Source organism: Psychrobacter sp. G, from assembly GCF_000418305.1.
Lineage (GTDB): Bacteria > Pseudomonadota > Gammaproteobacteria > Pseudomonadales > Moraxellaceae > Psychrobacter > Psychrobacter cryohalolentis.
In genome coordinates this window covers 1,885,803-1,907,405 of the sequence record NC_021661.1, presented here as the reverse complement: position 1 = coordinate 1,907,405, position 21,603 = coordinate 1,885,803, and the positions used below count along the sequence as shown (strand labels likewise).

The following is a 21,603-nucleotide window of genomic DNA, read 5'->3' as shown; positions in this document are numbered from 1 at the left end:
ACATGTATCAATTGACCAAAATCAGCACGGCAATCGCAGCGCTTGGTCTATCGACCATTTTATTTATGGGGCAAAGTATTGCAGTAACGAGCGATGTCAAAAATGACACGGTCGAAGGAAGTGCAAAAGGTACTGCCACTAAGAGCACAGAGTCCAATAATACAAATCAAGTAACTAGTAATAACAACGATGTCAGCCCAGTAACCAATGGCGTAAGTCAAAAAGTTGCTGGTAAAAGTAAGACAGCAGTATCGTTGAATAAGTATTTACCGACCATAAAATATACCACTGAAAATCTACCAATGGAGGCGCAAAAGGTAAATGGTGCTACTTGGAAACAAGGTATGAAGAGAAATCGTGATACTACCACTAAGCTGCAAGCTCTATTAAACTGGCATCAAAACGGTGTTGGTGCAGTTGATGGCTATTGGGGAAAGAACTCTCGTAAGGCAATGCAGGCTTTTCAGATGGCAAATGGGTTGGCAGTGACTGATACATTAAATATTGAGACGTGGCAGGCATTGACCAAGAATGATAAGCTTATGGCACAACCGGTATTGGTCAACTATCAGCTCACTGATGCAGATATCAATATAAAAACCACGGTTATTCCAGCAGGAGCAGAAGCCAAAGCCAAGCTTGAAGGGATGTACTATGAAACTGTCATTGAAGGTTTGGCGGAAAAGTTTCATATTAGTGAAAGTTATCTTAAGGCGCTCAATCCTAATGCTAAATTTGCAGTAGGCGAAACCATTACTGTTTACAATCCAGGCACTCCTAATATCAAACCTGTTAGTCGAGTGGTTGCTGATAAGACTACCGAAACATTGTATGCATATGATGATAAAGGCATCTTGGTTGCTAGCTATCCAACCACAGTAGGAAGTACAGCGACGCCATCACCAACAGGTACGCATACAGTTGCAGTTAAGGTACACGAGCCTAATTATACTTATACAGCAGAGAACGGCAGCAAGTCTATTTTACCACCCGGTCCTAACAACCCTGTAGGGTCAGTATGGATTGGACTCAGTAAGCCGTCTTATGGGATTCATGGTTCGCCTGATCCTGCTCGTATCAGTCGTCAGGCATCAGCGGGGTGTATACGTCTAACCAATTGGGATGCGCTTGCATTACTTGGGGTGATACAAAGTGGTGCAACTGTTGAATTTAAATAACGGCTAAATTTTAGACAAAAAAATACCGCTGATATCTAGCGGTATTTTTTATGGTAAAAACCATATTAACTTACTAAAATATGATAGGCAATAATGAGTAGGTTAGCAATATCATTATTATTATCAGTTAAACCACTCAAGCATTATACATATGCTCTTATAACTATCTTAGTAGATAAGAATTTAGTTTTTACCACGATAAGTAATGCGACCTTTAGACAAATCATAAGGTGTCATCTCAACCTTAACTTTATCACCAGTCAAAATTCGGATGTAATGCTTACGCATCTTACCTGAGATGTGCGCAATAATTTCGTGTCCGTTTTCTAAACGAACTTTAAACAAAGTATTTGGAAGGGTGTCAATGACTTCGCCTTCAAATTCAATAATCTCGTCTTTTGCCATAATTTGTATCATCAATCAATTTAAAATAAGCCCATATTATACGTAAGTTAGCAGATTAAAGCAATACGGAACCTGATTTTTACTTGACAGCCTGTAAGTGATATGTATGCCAGATTATATGAATTTAATCAGGAAGGTTGAGCCAAATAGGCGTGAGCGGCGCATCGGGCAGTAAGTTTTGAAAATGCTCAGGATAATAGGCATTAATGAAATACAAGCCATCACCTGAAGCAGTTGGTGGTGCTATTGTCCGATCTTTTTTCGCCAAAATATTTAAGAAGTCAGCCGGTTCTAACTCGTGTCTGCCGATCGCATATAACGTCCCCATTAGGTTTCGCACCATATGGTGCAAAAATCCATCAGCTTGAATATCGAAGACGATAAACTGACCATGAGTAAAAAGATTGGCATGGCTAATATGGCGCACGGGCTGATTAGATTGACAAGCGGCAGCACGGTAGCTACTAAAATCATGTGTACCAACGATATCAGATGCTGCAAGCTGCATGGCTTTTAGGTCAAGCGGCTCGTGAATATGTGTCACTTGATGGTTGAGGATGGCAGGACGCTGAGTTTGATTGAGAGTAACATAACGATAACGACGAGCAATTGCGGCAAAACGCGCATGAAACTCAGCAGGCATCGTCTGAACCCAGCGTAAAGCGATATCATCAGGTAAAAGACTATTTACACCACGCAGCCAATTGTGCGAGGGTCGATAAGCATGAGTAACAAAATGGGCAATCATATTGCCAGCATGAACACTTGAGTCTGTGCGCCCTGCAGCAATCACTTCTACTGTTTCATTGGCAACAGTACTAATGGCGGTCTCTAACGCTTCTTGTACGCCAAATACCTCTCTTTGGCGTTGCCAACCATGATAGTGAGTCCCCAAAAATTCAATAGCAATGGCTAAAGTATAAGTTGGGCGCTTTGCTTCGTTGTTTTCAGTCATGAACATGGTCATTTTGGAACTTATACAGAGTTTGTGAGTGATAGTTTAACGTTTTTTGATACTGGTGGCCGTTTGCTGGACGTTATTTAACCAGCGTTGTCGACGTCGTGCTGGGCTATCGTAGCGTAGCAGTAACCATAGCAAGCGTGCATAAATGGCCGGAATGGTTAAACGACCGCCTGCAACCACTTGATAATCGTATTGCCAACTGCCCGCAGCATAAGTGTCGCTCACACCACCAAACGGCGATTGGCTAGCGCACACTACCATATGACCTTTTTCATAAGCCAGTTGCAAGGCTTCTGCCAACTCTACTGAATAAGGGACGTTGCCAGCGCCATAGCCTAATAAAATAATGCCACAAGGCGGCTGTGATAATAAGGCGCGTAGCTGTTGGTTTAATGCGTCGGTTGCATTGGGCAAGCAGTACAACGCATGAACGTAAGCGTGCTCGGCACGAACTGCAATATCAGCACTAATATCTTGTTGGTCATCAATCCAATGCTGCCGACGAGTATCTGGTAAGCTTTTGACATAACTATTGGCAGGATAAGCCGCTCTAGAGTGACCAGTAAATGCCATAAAGTCATGGCTATGTATTTTTTGTACTGTTTGCGCTGGCCATGATTCGCCGCCGAAGGCAATCTTCACCCCAGATTCACCTGCACTTGCTAGCTTTAACGAGTCAGTAAGGTTGTTCCAAGCATCACTCTGTGCATCTACTTTATAAGAGTGCAGTTCCTCACTATCTAGGAGCGGACGCATACTACCAGTAACGACAATACAAATATCGCTACCTGCAAAGGCTTCTGCTAAGAACGCTCCCAAATAACTGAGTGTATCCGTGCCCGTAATTAACACAAAACGTCTACTGCCTTGTTGATATGCCGATAATAAAAGTTGGTAAAAATGCACAAAATCACTGGGTGTAAACTGACTGCTGTCCTTAATCAGAGTATTGTGAAGCCAAGCAATGGGCGATAGATTAAGCGCATTATCCAATTCTGCCAGTAGTTGCTGCAAAGTTGGCAAAAAAACCTCTGCTGATAGCGGCGCTAATGGACGACCATAACTCCCGAAAGTGCCGCCAGCATAAATAAGTTGAATAGGTGCAGGGATTGTATTTGTCATAGATGAGTGCACTGTATTGGTTTTAAATTGAATAGACGATAGAGCAGAATTATTGAAAGAAAAGAGATAGAAAAAGCACTATTATTATAAATGCAGCGAGTATTCTAAGCGGCTAGAATACTCGCTGTTACACCAGTCATTTTAAGCAGTGCGATCAAGCAATCGTTGTGCTTGCTGCTGCTGTTCACTATTGCCTTTAGCAATGACTTCATTGAGTAGGCGTTTGGCACTATCGTATTCGCCAAGTTGCACGTATTGACCTGCTAAATCTAGCGTAACTTGATTGCTATCTAAAGATTTAACAAAATCAAAATCTGCTGCGAACCGTGACGAAAAATCTTCAATACTGCTAGTGTCGGCTGCAGGAGCTATATCAATAGCATTGTCGATATGAGTATTGGCATATTCGCTATCAACTTCAACTGGCGTGCTTGCTGTTGTAGACTCTGATAAAGATAAAGAATCAAAGTCAAAATCATCGTCTATGACCGTATCATCATCGAACATCAGAGTAGTAGGGGCACTGCTAGAAGCGTCGGACTCATTTTTTGTGCTATTTGTTTCTTCGGCGCTGATACCTTCAATATTTGTATCTTCAATATTTGCGTCTTCGAAACTAAAATCTTCAAAATTATCTTCGACAAGAGAATGCTGAATTTCTATTTGATCTGGCGTCTCATTCGACACATCTTTACTGTGTAAAGATAAGGTCAGATGGTCATCATCTAAATAAGTTGTCTCTGTTGTGACAGGCGCATTATTGATAACGTTATTGGTATCGGCGTCACTGTTTAAATCTAAGACAAAGTCATCTTCTAATGATAGCTCATTTAAGCTGCTGTTAAAACTATCATCGGTAGCCTCATCGGTAGCCTCATCGGTGGGAGTCTCTGTAGATGCAAGACTGTGCTCAGATAATTCAAAATCAAAATCACTGTCAGTAATAGGACTATTATCAGTGTCTATAACCACAGTTGCAGGCGCAAAAATATCTTCATCTACTACATCAAGCGTGGTGACAGGTGCCGAGTTATTACTAGTATGGACAGGTTTATTAGTGCCATCTTCTAAATCACTCAGACTAAAATCAAACGCCTGCTCAATATCATCGAAATTATTATCATCAAAAGCATTCGAAGCTGCTAAGGTTTCATTAGTAGCCTCTGACAAGTCGTTTTTGTATTCAACATTTTGAACCGTATTAGTATCAAGGATTGGACTATTGCTGCTCGCTTTATTGGTCGGTAAATCGAAATCTAAACTTTCAAATCCAGCATCTTCGCTTTTGTCTGCTAACATAGTTTGTTTAGTGACTTGGTTCTGTTCTTCAGTCAGCAAAGCTTTTAACTCATCAGCTTGTGCGATACTTTTGTCATCATTATTTGCTTTGATAGCATCATAGACTTTATTGAAATTCTCAGACTCATCTATCGTGGCATATACCGCAAGGAGCTTGAGAGATAATTGGCTATCATTTGGCTTTTCGCTTAAGCCGCGATTGAGCGTTTCAATCGCTTTATCATAGCGCTGTTGGTCCATAAAACGTTGAGCAATCTCAATATGATCAAACTTTTTCTCATGATTGATAGCTGTTTGAGTAGGCGTACTTCTAGAAGCAGCATGCTTCGATAAGGGCTCAATTTTGCCAGTATTTGTACTCAAATGCTCTGATGGCTTTTGCGCTTTGTTTTTGCGCATGACCAAGACCGCAACGAGTAAAATAACCACCAATCCGGCGATGATATATAGCATATTGTCCATAGTTACTCCCACGCCTACGATCAGAGCTGCTTGCATTGATCTGTTAGGCAATTATTGATTGCGTAATTTTTTGAGACGAGCTTGCAGCTCAGCCAGTTTTTGATTTTGTAATTGTAATTTGCGAGTATAGCTCTCAAGCGTACCACTAGTTTTTGATAACTGCTGCGCTTGCGATGCGGTACTTTGTCTTGATGATTTAAGCAGGTCTAACACTTCCATGCTAAGTCCGTTACCCGTTGCCATGCCTGCTTTGGTTTTAGTGCCATCTGCGCTGCCTTCATGACCAGGAGCAAGGACAGAAAACTGCGCCTTTGGTAAAAATTGAGTCTTAGTGGTCGCCGGCTTTTCAGTATGTTTTGTTGCTTGCGTATTGGCACCTTTGGACACAGGATTTGATGCAGTTGGTTTTTTTGCGACAGGTGTATTGGCGCTTCTATATTGCCTTTGAGCACTGATAGCAGCTTCAAGTTTTTGCTGTGAAGGTAGCGCATCATAATTAGGTAAACTCAACTGTGCATCTGCTTTTAATTGATTGGCGTTTCTATTGATAAAAGCGTCAGGATTTTGCGTCTGAATTTCTTTCATAACGGTTTGAACGTCGATATTGTTCTTCTCTGCGATTTGCTGTGCAATCACCCACAAGTTGTCGTTACGCTGCACGGTATAATTGATCTCGCTACTAGCTGACTTATCTGATACTTGGCTTGAAGTGTTTTTTGCTGCGGCCGACGTTTTAGGCGTCACTGCTTTCTGCCAGGCATTCGAGTTAGGGTGCACATCATTATTGAAAGGGGCTGTAGCGACCATATTATTACTATCATTTGGGATAATAGCTTTATTTTTATTGGTGAAAGCTGCTTCATTCGGAATCAGGGTTTTGAGCGCCATAGAACTAGCAACCATCATATCTGTATTGCTTTGACTCTTCGGCTGTATCTGACGAGTAATTTGTATGTTTAAAATATCGAGCTGTTTATCAGTCTCGCTAGTAGCAGAAAGCGTACTATTTGATGAGACGGTTAAAGCTGTATTATTATCATTATTTGCGCCCGCCATGACACTATCGTTTTTTATATCAATAGGATTATTTAATCGACCGTTTTCTAAACGGCTAGGCGCATAGGTTGTGATATTGCTTTGTGTCGTTGTTGCAAATGCTTTTGGTAAGCCAGAGGGTATAGCTGTTGCTTGAAGGCTTGGTACTTGTGAGCTTGAAGCTTGGATACTTGGCGTTTGAATAACAGGTACTCGTATATTCGGCGATTGAACATTGCGCTCGGGTAATGTTGCAGCCTTTAGTGTAGGTTTCGATGAACCAGATGATAATAAAGGTGGCGGTGCACCATTTCTAACCGTCAATGGCTGCGCGTTAGTTGTAGAAACCACGGGTAAGTTAGGATTTTTTGCGCCTGTTACAATATTTTTAGAAGTCGCAATCGGTAAGCTGTCATTAAGTGGCATCAGTAATGTTTTTGGAATAACATTACGCTGATTGCCATCATTAATTGCTAGAACCACATCGGCAAAGGGTTTGGACATAGGCTTGGTGGTGGTAATAAAAACTTGACCACTTGTAGCTGAAGTCGGATGAAAGCGTACGATCATGGAATCAGTTGGGGTTAGACCCATTTGCTGATAAATGGCAGAATTTGCCAAACTGGCTGAAAAGTCAGTGTTTTCAATATCAGTGACCATAATACTGGCAACTAAAGGTTCATGCTGAGCTGAAATAACAACTGTTTTGCCGATAGTCGCTGCTTGGGCGCTAGATATTAAGGCTGCATAACTTATTGAATAAAACAATGCCATCGATACTGCGCGATGTATGCTAGTCAAGCGGTAAGATAAATGACAAGACATATGCAGCCCTTTGGAGTAAAAGTTGTCTGTGTTGTTATAACAAAATACTGTTTAGTTTACCAGTTTATTCCACTGCTGTTGTGACCAATAGTTCAATTGTATGTTTAATATTTACACACATCAGTCAACTTTTTTATCAAGCAGCATGGCATCACCATAACTAAAAAACCGATACTCGGATTCGATTGCATGTTGATAAGCTTCTTCGATAGATTTTTTTGTGGCAAATGCGGACACTAGCATCAGCAACGTAGACTTTGGCAAGTGAAAATTGGTCAGTAGCTTATCTACGACGCCAAACTCAAAACCGGGATATATAAAAATCTCTGTATCACCTGCCCAGCCAGAAAGTGGCTGTCCATCAACTGCGGTTTGTTGGTAAGCCGTTTCAAGGACACGTGTGACAGTAGTCCCGATAGCAATGACTTGCTTGCCATTGGCATGGGTCTGATTGATAAGGTCGGCAGTGGCTTGAGGCAGGTGTGCATATTCGCTATGCATCGTATGATTCAGCAGGTTCTCTGTTTTTACCGGAGCAAAAGTACCTGCGCCGACATGCAGTGTAACAAAAGCGGTTTGAATACCTTTTGCCGCCAGCTTTTCTAATACAATATCGTCAAAATGTAAGCTTGCTGTCGGGGCAGCGACGCTGGCAAGCTTAGCAGGGTCATGAAAAACAGTCTGATAGCGAGTATTGTCGGTCGCATCGGCATGGCGTTCGAAATAGGGTGGAATAGGCAGCTCACCATATAGCTCTAAATCAGGCAGAATGGGCGTATCAAAAGCCAAGATAAATAAGTTCTCTTGGCGTCCAATCATGACACCAGTCATATGACCATCAGCAAGTACAAGACCTTGTCCAAGCTTCAACGCTTTACTGGCTTTAACATGACAAAGAGCGATATGCTTTTTTGCAATAACTTTCATGTCTATGATGTCAGAATTTGACGTTATTGCGTCTAGATCCGCGCTATTTAAATCCGATAGAGAGACTAAACGCTCTATTAATACTTCAATCTTTCCACCGGTATCTTTTTGACCAAATAAGCGCGCTTTCATTACCTTGGTATCGTTAAAAACAATCAAGTCGCCTGCATTAAGCAATTCTGGCAACTCAGAAAATAGCTTATCTTCAACTTCAACCTGACGATTAACATTGTTAGCAGGCAAATAAAGTAGCTTTGACGCGGAGCGCTGTGCCAATGGATAACGGGCAATCAGCTGGTCTGGCAGTTCATAATCATAATCATCAACACTTAGATACTCTAAAATATCGTCATTATGACTGGCAGTAATTTCAGAGTTATTATTTAAGGTTTGAGGTTCAGAATCAGTCATAAGAAAGTCTTTCGATAGGTGGGAATTTTGAGAGCAATTGTAGCAGAAATGAGGATATGAAAGAATGTTTTACTAAGCAGGACTTTTTTATTTACCTCTAAATATAAATAAAATAGCCTAAGTAAAAAATTGAGATATTTGTTTAGGAAAACTCTCTAAAGAATTCAGGCGAAAAATCATTCAAATAAATTTAATTGTGGCGTGACTTGCGTTGCAGATGTCAGTGAGGAAAATGTCACACCAACCAATCGAATAGGAAGAGTACGCGGAATGTCCAAAAATAGCTTATCTAACCAAAAGTGAGAGGATTCTGCGCTATCAAATGCCGTCGATAAGGTGTGCGAGCGCGTGACTTGAGTAAAATCTGAGTATTTGACCTTTAGAGTAATAGTATAGGCAATAAGCTGTTTTTTGTGCAGCTGACTAAAGGCATCAGCATTTTGTTCATAGACTTGTATTTTTAGTTCATTATCATCCGTTAAGTTTTCTCTAAACGTAGTCTCAGAGCCAACCGATTTGTGTGTACGCTCAGACTTGACCGCACGCTCATCACGTCCATGAGCGATATCATGATAAAACTGTCCACGCTTACCGAACTCATTGATTAGTATGGCAGCTGGCGTGCGCCGAAGGTCAGCGCCGTTACTAACACCCATTGCATGCAGGCGTTTGGCCGTTGCCTTACCAATACCGTGGAAGCGTTCAATAGGCAAAGCGCTGATAAAGGCATCAGCATCCGCTGGCGTGATGACCGCTGTGCCATTAGGTTTATTAATATCAGAGGCAATTTTCGCCAGCATTTTATTAAATGAGACACCGGCAGAGGCATTTAGACCCGTTTGTTCTAAAATCTGCGCTCGTAACCAATTTGCCATTAATGTGGCTGAGCCTTGATGAACAGACAATCCAGTAACATCCAAATAGGCTTCATCTAATGATAACGGCTCAACATGTGGGGTCAGACTGTGCATGATACGACGTATCTCAACACTAACAGCACGGTAAACATCAAAGCGCGGCGGTACAAATATCACGTCAGGACAGCGCTTTCTGGCTTCATAGCATGACATGGCGGAGCGTACGCCAAACTTACGAACTTCGTAACTGGCAGCAGCAACCACGCCGCGACCATTGGGATCGCCGCCAACCACCAATGGCTTGCCACGCAGCTCAGGAAAATCACGCTGTTCTACACTGGCATAAAAAGCATCCATATCGATATGAATGATTTTGCGAAGGTTAGATTGGCTAACGTCAGGTTTAGTGTTTGTTGTTGTAACATGTATTGTCATAAAACTATTTTACCTGATTTTTCGCACTGATTTTGGTCTCTAATACTCACTCAAAAAGTGAGAAGTGTTACATAGATTGATAAAAAACAAGATTTTCATTAGGGTTTTTAACTACTGAAAACTATTCTAAAAATTTAATATCGATAGTGCATCATCATCGTTCATGTAATCGATAATATTCAAAGAACTATTAGATTATAAAATGCCAAATCTGATAAATATGCATAATAATTAGTAGTATTTTTAAATGTACTGACCGTTCATATTCATATCTTGACCATTCATCGGAAATACTATATCTGGTTGTTACACTTTTGCTTGCATAGCGTTACAATAAGATAGCTAGGATACAAAGCGTTTATAGATATAGAGCAAGAAAGGTAAATCATCGTTAAATATAGGCATAATGTTTAATGGGTACAGATGAGTAGCAAATGGACTTGCATCGCTTATATCAAGCTCATCACTTTAGCAACGATAAAGATCATTAATAAATATCAGTATAGAAAACCCTATATTTCATGACGAATAGCTCAAACTATGGTGAGAGAAGTTAAGGAGCTGGGTATGAATAATGAGTTGAGAGGAAGTGATTTAACACGCGCATTGCTTGCACGAGGCGACAAACAAATATGGTGCGCAGTCGATGATGACAGTGATGAACAAGCGATGATGGATCATTGTGGTAACGATTTTACCGCTTATATTGTCGAATTTAAAGATGGCTGTTTTTACTGTAATTGTGGTACGGCTTGGCTGTTCGCAGTACCTATAAAAACAGTGGCTGCAACACAATCTGATATGAATATTTGAATAGCCTACTTTCCATACTTTAAGTTAGAGAGTATAAATGGCAATAGCACCACTATATTTTCAGAAAAAAGCCTCCTAAATCGGAGGCTTTTTTGCAGCTTATATCAAGCATTTGGTGCATCAGGCTGCACCATAGGGTCAGCGTCGGCAAAAGCCTTTAATGTTCGACAGTGGGCGTCGATCGCAACGATATTTGGATAAGCACTGAGATCTACCTTGAAGCGTTCGGCAGAAGAGATCTGCGGAATCAGATAACAATCTGCAAAAGTAGGGCTGTCGCCATAGCAGAATTTACCGCGTGTTTTGTCTTGTGCCAAGCGTTTTTCGAGAGCGTCAAAACCTTCACTCATCCAGCGATGGCACCAAGCCATGACTTGATCTTCAGCTACTGATAGTTCATTACGCAGATACTGCAAAATACGTCGGTTATTTAGCGGATGGATATCGCAGCCAATCATAGCGCTCAAAGCCCGTACTTGCATGCGACCTGCTGCGTCTTTGGGCAACAGAGGATGCTCAGGATATACCTCTTCTAACCACTCCAAAATAGCAGGACTTTGATACAACCATAAATCATTTACTTGTACGACGGGTACCAAGCCTTGAGGATTAATAGATTGAAAGACGGCTTCTAATTGCTCATCTTTTGCTAAATTAACCGCAATGTAATCGTAATCTAACTGCTTTAAATTCATTGCGATACGTGTACGGTAAGAGGTGCTACTGCGAAAGTAGCCATAAAGTGTCATCATAAGGTATTCCTTTTATTATGCTGTGTTGTGAGTAAAATAAAGGGTTATAATTACTGAGCTTACTAATGTCTTAAAGAGTAAAAGATACCTATTATGACATTAAGTCTTTATTTCAATTTTCTAATATTGTATTGATAACGCATTCAGTTAATCATTCACAGAGTAAACCATGCCAGCAGCTGAAAACCTGATAGAAAATCTTCCTACGATGAATAAAAACCAAGGCGGCGTACAATCGCTTGAGATTGGGCTGTCGGTATTAGATGTGCTCATCGATTGTAACGAGCCGATGATGCTAAAGGATATTGCACAAGCCATGCAAATGCATCCAGCAAAGTGCCACCGTTATTTGGTCAGTCTTATTCGTAAACACTATGCTCGCCAGCTCAGTGATGGACGTTATGGACTTGGTGATAGAGTTCATGCAATGGGCGCGCTAGGAGCAGTAGGTCATAGTGGGTTTAATCAAAATAATATCTTGGATCGTCTGACGCATATTGCTAATGAGATCAAAGACACGCTTAATTGCGGTGTACAAATCGCTAAATGGTTTAGCGAAGGTCCTATTATCATTCAATCTGTTGAACCAGATAGCGCTATTAGTATTATTACTCGCATCGGATCGCGTATGCCGCTGACTACATCTGCGACAGGTCATTTGTTTGCAAGCTATCAGCCAGATACCATTATCAAACCCTTGGTCATCGCAGAATGGCAGGCGAAGCAAGAGCCAGCAATAACAGAAAAATGGCAACATTTTAACCAGTTGCGAGCGAAAGTTCGAACCCAAGGCTATGCGACTGTTACTGGTGATATGTTAATGGGGATTAATGCGATTACTATTCCCGTTATCATACCGCAGCTATCAACCACTGCGAATCTATATGACAAAGACAAACTATCTGTTGAAAGTTTGTCTTTGGAGTATGCCATTACTATCATTGGTACCACAGAGCAGTTGCCTATGAGTGAGCAGCATAATGTGGTCGAACAAATATTAGCAATTGCACAGCGTTATCAAATAGTGTAGCTCGTAAAATAGCTAAAACTTATCTTAGCTATTTTATAAAGAATAATCTAAACGCTAAAAAATATTACTCACCGGCAGGCGCGACTTCTCGTGCTTCAGCCAGCTCCTCTGCATGTAAAAACTGAGTATGAGCGGGTGCGCGTTTGGTACGTGACCATTCGTCCAGCATCTCATATTTCATCTCTTCAGTAATCATCGAAACTTTTTCTTCTGAGGTAATATCATCGTAAGTAAGCTCCATACGATGTCCATTTGGATCGAAGAAATAGATAGAATGAAAGATGCCATGATTCGTCACACCGACCACGTCGATGCCGTTTTCTTCCAAATGCTTTTTAGCTGCCATTAAGGCATCACGGTCTTTTACCTTCATCGCTAGATGTTGTACCCAGCTTGGCGTATTAGGGTCAAAGCCCATTTCAGGCTGATTAGGCACTTCAAAAAATGCCAATACATTGCCATTGCCCGCATCTAAAAACACATGCATATAAGGGTCAAAGGCTTTGGTCGAAGGTACATGATCCTCAGCGAAGGCTAGGATGAAATCCATATTCAGATATTTTTTATACCATTCCACGGTTTCTTTAGCGTCTTTGCAGCGATAGGCCACATGATGGATTTTTTCAATTTTAAAACTCATATCAAACTCCTTTTGATAGGACGTACAATTTGTATCAATCGGTTGGCTGTTAGTAATTATGAATATAAGTCATTAACCCCTAACAGCGTAACGCTATCGTTTGCACGCCTTTTTATACATAAACGTTTACTATATACAGGTCAACAAATAAGTACTATTTGTCAAAATCGAAGGTAAGGGCAGGCAATACTTTGCCGCGTACTTCACCAAAGCCAACACGAATACCGTCTTTTTCGCTATAGCCTTTCATGATGACCGTGTCACCATCTTCGATAAAGCTGCGTGTCTCACCGCCTTGGAGGGTGACAGGTTTGGTTGCATTCCACGCAATCTCTAACATCGAGCCATAAGAATCAGGCGTCGGTCCTGAGATAGTCCCTGAACCCATCATATCGCCCACTTCTACTTTACAGCCAGTAATAGTATGGTGAGTCAACTGCTGCGCCATTGACCAGTACATATATTTAAAATTGGTTTCGCAAACCACCGTTGCTTCTTCAGCATTTTCTGGCAATAGTTCTACTGATAAATGGATATCGTAACTATTATTACTGTCTTTTTCGTTCAGATAAGCAAGCGGCTTTGGTTCTTGCGTTGGGCATGGCATCTTGAACGGTGCCAAAGCTTCCATCGTCACAATCCATGGGGATACTTCAGAGGCAAAAGTTTTGGCGTTAAATGGACCTAATGGCACGTATTCCCATTTTTGAATATCACGAGCTGACCAATCGTTCAGCAAAACCATACCGAAAATATGATCAATAGCATTATCTACGGCAATCGGTTGACCAATATTATTACCTTTGCCAACGACAAATGCCGTTTCAAGCTCAAAGTCCAGACGCTTACAAGGTGAGAAAATAGGGCGGTCATCGGCATTGGGTTTTAGCTGACCCGATGGACGTATCACATCTGTACCACTGACGATGACGGTGCTGGCGCGTCCGTTATAGCCTACTGGCATCTCAGTCCAGTTAGGCAGTAAGGCATTACTTGGGTCACGGAACATAGTACCGACGTTGGTTGCGTGTTCTTTAGACGAATAGAAATCGGTAAAGCCGGGCACTTGAACCGGCAGATGCATAGTGACATCTGATTGTTGAAATAGGGCTTTTTGCTGCAAATCGGCGTTGTCACGTAAAGTATCACAATCACTAGAGAGTAGCGTTTGAATCGTTTTACGCGCTTTGCTCCAATTGTCTCGACCAGAATCAATAAAGGCATTTAACGTGTTTTGACCGAAATATGAACCACCGTCTAAACCCAATAACCCTTCAGATTCAAGTACGGATAAATCCAATACGTGCTCGCCGATAGCGATACCAGCGCGACGTTTGCCGTCGGTGCTCTCACTAAAAATGCCATAAGGCAGGTTATGAATAGAGAAGTCAGAATCGGTTGCGATATCGAGGAAAGATGATAGGTTTTTGTCAATCGTTGACATGATCGGCTCCTTGCTAAAGCGAATATTAAATTACGTTATAATTAACTACTTACGTATAATGTAATTTATAGCGTAATCGATTGCAAGTTTTTTTATGTGCTCGTTCTATAAATTGATTAAGTTTTGACTGAGACTAAAAGCTATAGTCAGTGAAAAGTCATATCGACACATTAGGTACTGCTGGTATCAATTTTTCTTGCTTGCTGTGCCCATGCAGACAGAGGCTGCAAAAAATTTGTACCAGCAGTACCGTAGCGTTTTGACTATATTTGCCTTTTTTGCTAAAAATATCACCATTACGAAATCCAACGCATGAAAAAAGGCTAAGTAACGATACTTAGCCTTTGTTTATATTTTAATAAAAGCGATTAGGGAATTAATCTTTTAAAACGTCAACCATTGCATTGGCAACATAGTCGATATTGGTACTGTTTAAGCCGGCAACACACATACGTGAGTTCGATACCATATAGATACCATACTTGCTTTGTAGCTGAGCAACTTGTTCAGGCGTTAGACCTGTAAAGCTAAACATACCGTTTTGTGCGGTCAAGTAATCAAAGCTACGACCTGGGATTTTTTCTTCTAATACTGATTTGAGTTTGGTACGCATAGATTTGATACGGTCACGCATCGCATATACTTCGCCAACCCATTGCTCATGTAGCGCTTCGTCGTTCATAACGATATCAACCACACGACCACCATGTGATGGCGGGCTTGAGTAGATACGACGTACCGTAGAGTTCAGCTGACCAAAGACGCGATCAGTTTCATCTACCGTTGGGCAAACAACTGATAGACCACCGACACGCTCGCCATATAGCGATAAGTTTTTAGAGAATGAGTTACTCACAAACAATGGCAGACCCATATCGACGGCTTTACGAATGGCGTAAGCATCGCTGTCCATATCTTCGCCAAAGCCTTGATAAGCGATGTCCATAAACGGAATCAGCTCGCGCGCTTGAATGACGTTTAGGACTTGATCCCATTGCTCACGAGTCAAATCAACACCCGTTGGGTTATGACAGCAAGGATGAAGCAGCAGAACATCATCTTTATTCAATGTCTCAAAAAACGCGATCATCTCATCAAATTTGATGCCACCAGTAGCAGTATCGTAGTACGGGTATTTACCGACTTCGACGTCAGACCCTTCAAAGATCGCAATGTGATTGCCCCATGTAGGGTCGCTCACGTAACACTTAGACTGCGGGAACCATTCGTGGATGAATTCTGCGCCGACTTTTAGTGCACCAGAACCACCAATGGTCGCGATAGTAGCCACTAAGCCATCTTGTAAAATCTGAGCGTCTTTACCAAACAGCAATTCTTGACAGCCTTTGCGATGTCCTGGTAAACCTGCCATTGGTAAGTACGGACGCGGCGAGATAGGGTCAGCAATACGTTGTTCAGCGGTTTTTACACACTCAAGTACTGGCATTTTGCCATCTTCGTCATAATAGACACCGACACCCAAATTGACTTTATCTGGGTTGTTATCGGCTGCAAATTTGTCCATCAATCCTAAGATTGGGTCACCGGCATAGTAATCGATACGTTCAAACATGTGTTTTCCTTACAAGGGATATAAGTACAAAGGTATAAGTTGAGGCGCTAAAAAGCATAAACCAGTTTGGGCATTAACTCAATGTTAGATTCCATTATCCCCACCAATTCATGCAGTTTTTTGCCTAGTGATGCCATTTTTCTTGAATCATGGTTTAAATTGCTTTGATAAAGGGTATAAAGTTGCCTATTAAATATTTTGTAAATCATCAAAATGGCTCGCAAAGTAGCCCTGCAAAAAATGCTTAAAAGCAATGCTGGCTGGTGATAAAGCGCGTGAAGAGCGTTGGTAAATAAAAAATCGGCGCATTTTGACAGGTTGCGTCAAAGGTCGCATCTGCAAACCATTAGCGCTGACCCAGTCTATCACCTCCGGCATATAAGGCAGACACAAGGTAATGCCAAAGCCTTGACGGGTCATCTCGAGCGCCGTCGACATAAAATTTACTTTATAGCGTGCTTGTTGTATGTGGTTTGCGATTCGCTCATCAAGCTCTGCGGTCACTTGCTCAATAAATGGACCTTGCAGGGTAATGAGCGGCGTATCAATCAAATCCTGCCAAACAATCTCAGATTTACGTGCCAGCGCATGACTATCAGGCATGACCACACAGAATGGCAGCTGATATAACAAATCGGCGCTGATGTCATCTTCAGCGTCCATAAATTCAAGCTCAGTGCCCACGCCCAAATCCACCTCAATGTTTTGAATGTGTTCTAAGACATTTTCTGCTGAGCAATCGAGCAAAGACACGCTAATCTCAGGATATTCTTTGGCAAACTGAGCGATAACCGCTGGCATAGAGGAGGCCGCAAACTGTGATACAGCGAGCCTGACCTGACCTTGCGCTAAGCTCGTTAAGCTACTGGCTTCATTTTCAAACAGCTGCATCTCATTTAAGATGCGCCGAGCTTGCGGCAATAGATGCCGTCCAACTGCCGACAACGACAGCTGGCGTGTAGTGCGATCAAACAACACAATGCCAAGGCTAGATTCAAGCTCTTTTATCAATCCACTAACGGCAGATTGGGTCAAATGCATCTGGTCGCTGGCACGAGTAAAGCTGCCGTTGTCAGCGACTTTGATAAAAGCGGTAAGTTGGCGAATGCTGATATTCATAAGTAAACCTGATAAATAAATCAAAAAATACGATTAGTCTTATAAATCAAGCTAATCTAATATAAATGAATCGTCAATAGGAATGATTGATGAAACTTATTTTTTGCTAATTTTTAGCGCTTTATACCACCAATTGCAATTAAGGATGATGACAATGGCAGATTTATTTGACAACCCTATGGGTCTACAAGGCTTCGATTTTGTTGAGTTCGTCTCACAAGAGCCTGAGCTTGTCGAAGAGCTGTTTCGCAACCTTGGCTTTACTCATGTCGCCAATCACCGCTCAAAAGATGTTGCCTTGTTTCGTCAAGGAGACATCAACCTTATCTTAAACCGTGAGCCAAAAAGCCATGGTAGCTACTTTCTAGGTGAGCATGGTGCCGGCGCTTGCAGCATGGGTTTTCGTGTAAAAAATGCCCAGCAAGCTTATGATTTAGCGATCGAAAACGGTGCTGAGCCAGTCGATGTCAAAACAGGGGTGATGGAGTTACGTCTGCCAGCGATCAAAGGTATCGGCGGCTCGCTCATTTATCTTATCGACCGCTTTACCGCTGGTAACTCTATTTATGACATCGACTTTGAATATCTGCCTGATGTTGATAAGCATCCAAAAGGCTTTGGCTTCAAAGTCATCGATCATCTAACGCATAACGTCTACCGTGGGCGCATGGCTTACTGGGCTGACTTCTACGAGCGTATCTTTAACTTCCGTGAAATCCGCTACTTCGATATCAAAGGTGAATATACTGGTTTGACCAGTAAAGCGATGACTGCACCTGATGGCAAAATTCGTATCCCATTGAACGAAGAGTCAAAGCAGGGCGGCGGTCAGATCGAAGAGTACTTGATGCAATTTAATGGCGAAGGTATCCAGCATATCGCGCTATTGAGTGATGACCTATTGTCTAGCATCGACAAATTGCGAGAGATGGGCATTCCGCTTATGACGGCACCAAATGATACTTATTATAAGATGCTTGATGAGCGTCTACCAGGTCATGGCGAGAATATCTCTGAGCTACAGATGCGCGGCATCTTGTTAGATGGTACAACTGAAGGCGATGTTCCGCGTCTGCTACTACAGATTTTCTCTGAAACCATCTTAGGTAGCCCAGTATTCTTTGAGTTTATCCAGCGTAAAGGCGATTACGAAGAGGGCTTCGGCGAAGGTAACTTTAAAGCATTGTTTGAATCTATCGAGCGCGACCAAGTACGCCGCGGTATGGTTGGTCAGACAGAGATAGAGACAGAAGCGCCATAATTTTCAGAGATTTCTTAAGAGTGCCTTTAAAAAAGCACTTTTAAACAAGTATCAAAAGGGCAAGATGAAAGGGGTTTATCTTGTCCTTATTACCTTTGTTACTCTGCTATTAATAATAAACGTTAAAAGCGAGGCAGATAAAGTGAATAAAGCAAATGACTGATACCAAGGTATTGGACTCATTGCAATATAAGGAAACTAGGCATGGAAAGCCGTCACCAGACAACTGCGTACATAAAGCCTCTCAGTAGCAATTCGTTAAGCACTGAAGCTTCTACTCATCATTTAACTCAGAAGAAGCACCCTTACGTATCGCGTCAGCCAGACGATCATGGTCATATTCATTATAGTGACGATGAAAACGCGATGTGGCAAGCACTGCTTGAACGTCAAGCCAAGCAAATACCCAATCGTGCCAGTTCAGCCTATCTTGAGGGTTTAGAGAAACTCAAGCTACCAGCAACGCATATTCCGCAACTACAAGATATTGATGAAGTATTGCAAGCCAGTACTGGTTGGCAAACCGCTGCTGTACCAGCGTTAATAAGCTTCGGTAAATTCTTCAAACTCTTAGCTAATAAACGCTTTCCGGTTGCGACCTTTATCCGCCGCTTTGATGATATGGACTATATCGAAGAGCCAGATATTTTTCATGAAATCGTCGGGCATTGTCCGCTGCTGACCCATCCTGCTTTTGCAACTTTTAATGAGACTTATGGCAAGCTTGGTCTCAATGCGACTAAGCAAGAACGTCTTTATTTAGCACGCCTGTATTGGTTCACCATCGAATTTGGTCTAATGGGCGCGACCAAAGAAACCCGCAAGATTTATGGTGGCGGCATTTTAAGCTCACCGTCTGAAACCATCTATGCCCTAAGCGATGATCCGGACTGTCGTGCGTTTGATTTGATTGACGTATTGCGCACTCCTTACCGTATTGATCAAATTCAGCCTATCTATTATGCAATTGACGATTTGGATATGTTATTTGATATCGTGAATAGCGACATTATGGGCGCTGTAAAAAAGGCGATGAGTTTAGGAATGTTTGAGCCAACATATGCTATCAAAACCGCTTAATAGACAGTGCATTTTTTATAAGTAATAAAGGAACCAACGTCAACACGGACGTACATTCATTAAAAAACTAATAGTTAATATAAAAGGATATTATCATGACGACATTATCACAAGCCAGCTGTGAAGCCTGCCGTATTGGCGCACCGACAGTCAGCGACAGCGAAGCAACAGAGTTATTACAACAAATACCAGAGTGGACGTTGATTGAAATCGATGGCATCAAGCAATTACAGCGTCAATATAAATTTAAGAATTTCGTTTTAGCAATGGCATTTGCCAATGAGCTTGCTGAGATTTCTGAAGCAGAAGGGCATCATCCGGGCATATTGGTAGAGTGGGGCAAGGTGACGGTCACTTGGTGGTCGCACAGTATTAAAGGTTTGCATCGCAATGACTTTGTCATGGCAGCCAAGACCGACAGCTTACTCACCAAATAATCAGAGTAGCAATACTGCTAGCAACTGATTAAACTTGTCACCCTAAAATCAAACCCTGTTGCCAGACTCTACTGGCACTCTAAGGATGTGTGATGCCTCCAAAAATTCTAACCCAAATCTCACCGCAACTGGCATTTATGATTTCAGCCATTGTCATTGCTATCATGGGCGTTACCATGATTGGCTTTGGCTGGGTACCGCATTTATCATTAATCCTCGCTATCTGTGTCCTGCTAGGCATTGGTATATTTAAAGGATTAAGTTTTGATGACATGCAAGCGCAAATGGCATCCGGCGTTATGCGCGGTATTGGTGCGATCTATTTATTCTTCTTTATCGGTTTGATGGTCGCCGCCTTAATGATGTCTGGTGCCATCCCAACGCTGATGTATTTTGGTTTTGAGCTGATATCACCGCAATATTATTATATCTCAGCCTTTGTTTTGACCTCTATTATTGGTATCGCGTTGGGCAGTAGTTTGACGACTGCCGCGACGCTTGGCGTGGCTTTCATTGGTATGAGTGATGCCTTTGATGCTAACGTTGCGATAGCGGCAGGCGCTGTGGTATCAGGGGCGTTTTTTTGGTGATAAAATGTCGCCATTATCGGATACTTGTACCATTGCTTCAGCAGTTGTAGGCATCGATTTGTTCGAGCATATACGCAATATGATGTATACCACAGTGCCGGCATGGATATTAACGGTTATATTATTTTGGTTTTTCTCTGGACAGACGGCTGGCTCAGATTTAAGTCAAGTAACGGTGCTAAAAGGACAATTGATTGACAGTGGTTTGGTGCATGGTTATGCGGTATTACCATTTGTGGTCTTGATTGCGCTGGCTCTATTTCGAGTTAATGCCATTTACACCATTATTTGTACCATTGCTGTGGCAATTATCATTACTTATATGCATAGCACGCCAAACGTTGGGCAGTTGGGTGGTTATTTCTTTGCAGGTTATACACCCGCAGAGTCATTAGAGCTTGGTGAAGTGGGCGGTATGCTGTCGCGTGGCGGTGTACAAAGTATGTTCTTTACTCAAGCCATCGTGATATTGGCGCTGAGTTTAGGCGGATTGCTGACGGCGTTGGGTATCTTGCCAGCACTGTTATCTGGTATCAAAGACAATTTAACGACAGCAGGACGCGCCATTTTTGCCGCTGCCATGTCAGCACTCAGTATCAATGTCCTCATCGGTGAGCAGTATTTGAGTATTCTTTTATCGGGTACGGCATTTCGTCCGACGTTTGAGCGCTTGAACTTGCATCCAAAAAACCTATCGCGCACCATTGAAGATGCTGGTACAGTTATCAATCCACTTGTACCATGGAGTGTGTGCGGTGTGTTTATCAGCCAAGCGTTAGGTGTGCCAGTGCTTGATTATCTACCTTATGCATTCTTCTGTTATTTATCACTGCTACTGACGATATTGTTTGGCTTTACAGGGATAACGATTACGCGCAAAGATGGGTCTAGCGTCCGTAAGCATCAAAAAGCACAAGCAGTTAATTAAACAACAGCTACATAAA

18 protein-coding genes and 1 pseudogene are annotated in these 21,603 nt (G+C 42.0%); 7 read left to right on the top strand and 12 right to left on the bottom strand.

Translation table 11 applies throughout. From position 1 onward, the window contains the following. The first annotated feature begins 2 nt into the window (after positions 1-2). Positions 3-1,178: a L,D-transpeptidase family protein gene (locus PSYCG_RS07885; RefSeq protein WP_020443713.1), complete on the top strand. Its 1,176-nt coding sequence runs from the start codon at positions 3-5 to the stop codon at positions 1,176-1,178. A gap of 183 nt (positions 1,179-1,361) precedes the next feature. Here the strand turns inward: PSYCG_RS07885 and infA are convergent, their stop codons facing one another. From infA to dinB, 7 genes are all read right to left on the bottom strand, one after another. Next, positions 1,362-1,583: a translation initiation factor IF-1 gene (infA, locus tag PSYCG_RS07880; RefSeq protein WP_010199824.1), complete on the bottom strand. Its 222-nt coding sequence runs from the start codon at positions 1,581-1,583 to the stop codon at positions 1,362-1,364. A gap of 124 nt (positions 1,584-1,707) precedes the next feature. Further along, positions 1,708-2,538 carry a tRNA pseudouridine(38-40) synthase TruA gene (gene truA / locus PSYCG_RS07875; protein WP_020443712.1) on the bottom strand — a complete coding sequence of 277 codons (831 nt, stop codon included), beginning with the start codon at positions 2,536-2,538 and terminating at the stop codon, positions 1,708-1,710. A 45-nt stretch (positions 2,539-2,583) separates the two neighbouring features. Beyond that, entirely contained in the window at positions 2,584-3,669 is a 1,086-nt protein-coding gene (locus PSYCG_RS07870; protein WP_020443711.1) for an asparaginase, read from the bottom strand. A 141-nt stretch (positions 3,670-3,810) separates the two neighbouring features. Beyond that, positions 3,811-5,430, bottom strand: a complete 1,620-nt coding sequence (locus tag PSYCG_RS07865) for a FimV/HubP family polar landmark protein (RefSeq protein WP_020443710.1) — start codon at positions 5,428-5,430, stop codon at positions 3,811-3,813. 51 nt (positions 5,431-5,481) lie between these two features. Next, positions 5,482-7,290: a peptidoglycan-binding protein LysM gene (locus tag PSYCG_RS07860; protein WP_020443709.1), complete on the bottom strand. Its 1,809-nt coding sequence runs from the start codon at positions 7,288-7,290 to the stop codon at positions 5,482-5,484. 120 nt (positions 7,291-7,410) lie between these two features. Next, on the bottom strand, positions 7,411-8,628 hold the full coding sequence (queA, locus tag PSYCG_RS07855; protein ID WP_020443708.1) for a tRNA preQ1(34) S-adenosylmethionine ribosyltransferase-isomerase QueA: 1,218 nt from the start codon (positions 8,626-8,628) through the stop codon (positions 7,411-7,413). Between the two features lie 176 nt (positions 8,629-8,804). Beyond that, positions 8,805-9,920 carry a DNA polymerase IV gene (dinB, locus tag PSYCG_RS07850; protein WP_041772274.1) on the bottom strand — a complete coding sequence of 372 codons (1,116 nt, stop codon included), beginning with the start codon at positions 9,918-9,920 and terminating at the stop codon, positions 8,805-8,807. Between the two features lie 567 nt (positions 9,921-10,487). Between dinB and PSYCG_RS07845 the strand changes: the two genes are divergently transcribed. Then, a complete protein-coding gene (locus PSYCG_RS07845; RefSeq protein WP_020443706.1) occupies positions 10,488-10,733 on the top strand; it encodes a hypothetical protein in 246 nt (81 codons plus the stop codon). A gap of 104 nt (positions 10,734-10,837) precedes the next feature. Here the strand turns inward: PSYCG_RS07845 and maiA are convergent, their stop codons facing one another. Beyond that, positions 10,838-11,482 carry a maleylacetoacetate isomerase gene (gene maiA / locus PSYCG_RS07840; protein WP_201765228.1) on the bottom strand — a complete coding sequence of 215 codons (645 nt, stop codon included), beginning with the start codon at positions 11,480-11,482 and terminating at the stop codon, positions 10,838-10,840. Positions 11,483-11,654: 172 nt separating this feature from the next. Between maiA and PSYCG_RS07835 the strand changes: the two genes are divergently transcribed. Further along, on the top strand, positions 11,655-12,515 hold the full coding sequence (locus PSYCG_RS07835; protein ID WP_020443704.1) for an IclR family transcriptional regulator: 861 nt from the start codon (positions 11,655-11,657) through the stop codon (positions 12,513-12,515). A gap of 64 nt (positions 12,516-12,579) precedes the next feature. On the opposite strand, the gene PSYCG_RS07830 is transcribed toward PSYCG_RS07835, so the two are convergent. The 4 genes from PSYCG_RS07830 to PSYCG_RS07815 all read right to left on the bottom strand — a co-directional run bounded on the left by PSYCG_RS07830 (position 12,580) and on the right by PSYCG_RS07815 (position 17,291). Beyond that, the gene (locus PSYCG_RS07830; RefSeq protein WP_020443703.1) at positions 12,580-13,155 is read right to left on the bottom strand and encodes a VOC family protein; all 576 of its coding nucleotides are present in this window, start codon (positions 13,153-13,155) and stop codon (positions 12,580-12,582) included. 154 nt (positions 13,156-13,309) lie between these two features. Further along, on the bottom strand, positions 13,310-14,599 hold the full coding sequence (gene fahA / locus PSYCG_RS07825; protein ID WP_020443702.1) for a fumarylacetoacetase: 1,290 nt from the start codon (positions 14,597-14,599) through the stop codon (positions 13,310-13,312). Between the two features lie 376 nt (positions 14,600-14,975). After that, complete coding sequence (locus tag PSYCG_RS07820; RefSeq protein WP_011513886.1) at positions 14,976-16,172, bottom strand: aromatic amino acid transaminase; 1,197 nt, start codon at positions 16,170-16,172, stop codon at positions 14,976-14,978. 189 nt (positions 16,173-16,361) lie between these two features. Continuing rightward, a complete protein-coding gene (locus tag PSYCG_RS07815) occupies positions 16,362-17,291 on the bottom strand; it encodes a LysR family transcriptional regulator (protein ID WP_020443700.1) in 930 nt (309 codons plus the stop codon). A gap of 154 nt (positions 17,292-17,445) precedes the next feature. On the opposite strand from PSYCG_RS07815, the gene hppD reads away from it, so the two are divergent. The 4 genes and pseudogenes from hppD (at position 17,446) to nhaC (ending at position 21,587) form a co-directional block, all read left to right on the top strand. Then, a complete protein-coding gene (gene hppD, locus PSYCG_RS07810) occupies positions 17,446-18,552 on the top strand; it encodes a 4-hydroxyphenylpyruvate dioxygenase (RefSeq protein ID WP_020443699.1) in 1,107 nt (368 codons plus the stop codon). 204 nt (positions 18,553-18,756) lie between these two features. After that, the gene (gene phhA / locus PSYCG_RS07805) at positions 18,757-19,632 is read left to right on the top strand and encodes a phenylalanine 4-monooxygenase (RefSeq protein ID WP_020443698.1); all 876 of its coding nucleotides are present in this window, start codon (positions 18,757-18,759) and stop codon (positions 19,630-19,632) included. A gap of 95 nt (positions 19,633-19,727) precedes the next feature. Next, positions 19,728-20,069, top strand: a complete 342-nt coding sequence (locus PSYCG_RS07800) for a 4a-hydroxytetrahydrobiopterin dehydratase (RefSeq protein ID WP_020443697.1) — start codon at positions 19,728-19,730, stop codon at positions 20,067-20,069. A gap of 92 nt (positions 20,070-20,161) precedes the next feature. Further along, a pseudogene (gene nhaC, locus PSYCG_RS07795) lies at positions 20,162-21,587 on the top strand (Na+/H+ antiporter NhaC). Positions 21,588-21,603 lie beyond the last annotated feature (16 nt).

Bases quoted from the DNA above. Each gene is read 5' to 3' on its own strand.
- PSYCG_RS07870 (WP_020443711.1), bottom strand. From the start codon at position 3,669: ATGACAAATACAATCCCTGCACCTATTCAACTTATTTATGCTGGCGGC.
- PSYCG_RS07860 (WP_020443709.1), bottom strand. From the start codon at position 7,290: ATGTCTTGTCATTTATCTTACCGCTTGACTAGCATACATCGCGCAGTA.
- PSYCG_RS07830 (WP_020443703.1), bottom strand. From the start codon at position 13,155: ATGAGTTTTAAAATTGAAAAAATCCATCATGTGGCCTATCGCTGCAAA.
- hppD (WP_020443699.1), top strand. From the start codon at position 17,446: ATGGCAGATTTATTTGACAACCCTATGGGTCTACAAGGCTTCGATTTT.
- PSYCG_RS07865 (WP_020443710.1), bottom strand. From the start codon at position 5,430: ATGGACAATATGCTATATATCATCGCCGGATTGGTGGTTATTTTACTC.
- queA (WP_020443708.1), bottom strand. From the start codon at position 8,628: ATGACTGATTCTGAACCTCAAACCTTAAATAATAACTCTGAAATTACT.
- infA (WP_010199824.1), bottom strand. From the start codon at position 1,583: ATGGCAAAAGACGAGATTATTGAATTTGAAGGCGAAGTCATTGACACC.
- PSYCG_RS07815 (WP_020443700.1), bottom strand. From the start codon at position 17,291: ATGAATATCAGCATTCGCCAACTTACCGCTTTTATCAAAGTCGCTGAC.
- truA (WP_020443712.1), bottom strand. From the start codon at position 2,538: ATGACTGAAAACAACGAAGCAAAGCGCCCAACTTATACTTTAGCCATT.
- maiA (WP_201765228.1), bottom strand. From the start codon at position 11,482: ATGACACTTTATGGCTACTTTCGCAGTAGCACCTCTTACCGTACACGT.
- PSYCG_RS07885 (WP_020443713.1), top strand. From the start codon at position 3: ATGTATCAATTGACCAAAATCAGCACGGCAATCGCAGCGCTTGGTCTA.
- PSYCG_RS07835 (WP_020443704.1), top strand. From the start codon at position 11,655: ATGCCAGCAGCTGAAAACCTGATAGAAAATCTTCCTACGATGAATAAA.
- PSYCG_RS07800 (WP_020443697.1), top strand. From the start codon at position 19,728: ATGACGACATTATCACAAGCCAGCTGTGAAGCCTGCCGTATTGGCGCA.
- fahA (WP_020443702.1), bottom strand. From the start codon at position 14,599: ATGTCAACGATTGACAAAAACCTATCATCTTTCCTCGATATCGCAACC.
- PSYCG_RS07845 (WP_020443706.1), top strand. From the start codon at position 10,488: ATGAATAATGAGTTGAGAGGAAGTGATTTAACACGCGCATTGCTTGCA.
- PSYCG_RS07820 (WP_011513886.1), bottom strand. From the start codon at position 16,172: ATGTTTGAACGTATCGATTACTATGCCGGTGACCCAATCTTAGGATTG.
- dinB (WP_041772274.1), bottom strand. From the start codon at position 9,920: ATGACAATACATGTTACAACAACAAACACTAAACCTGACGTTAGCCAA.
- phhA (WP_020443698.1), top strand. From the start codon at position 18,757: ATGGAAAGCCGTCACCAGACAACTGCGTACATAAAGCCTCTCAGTAGC.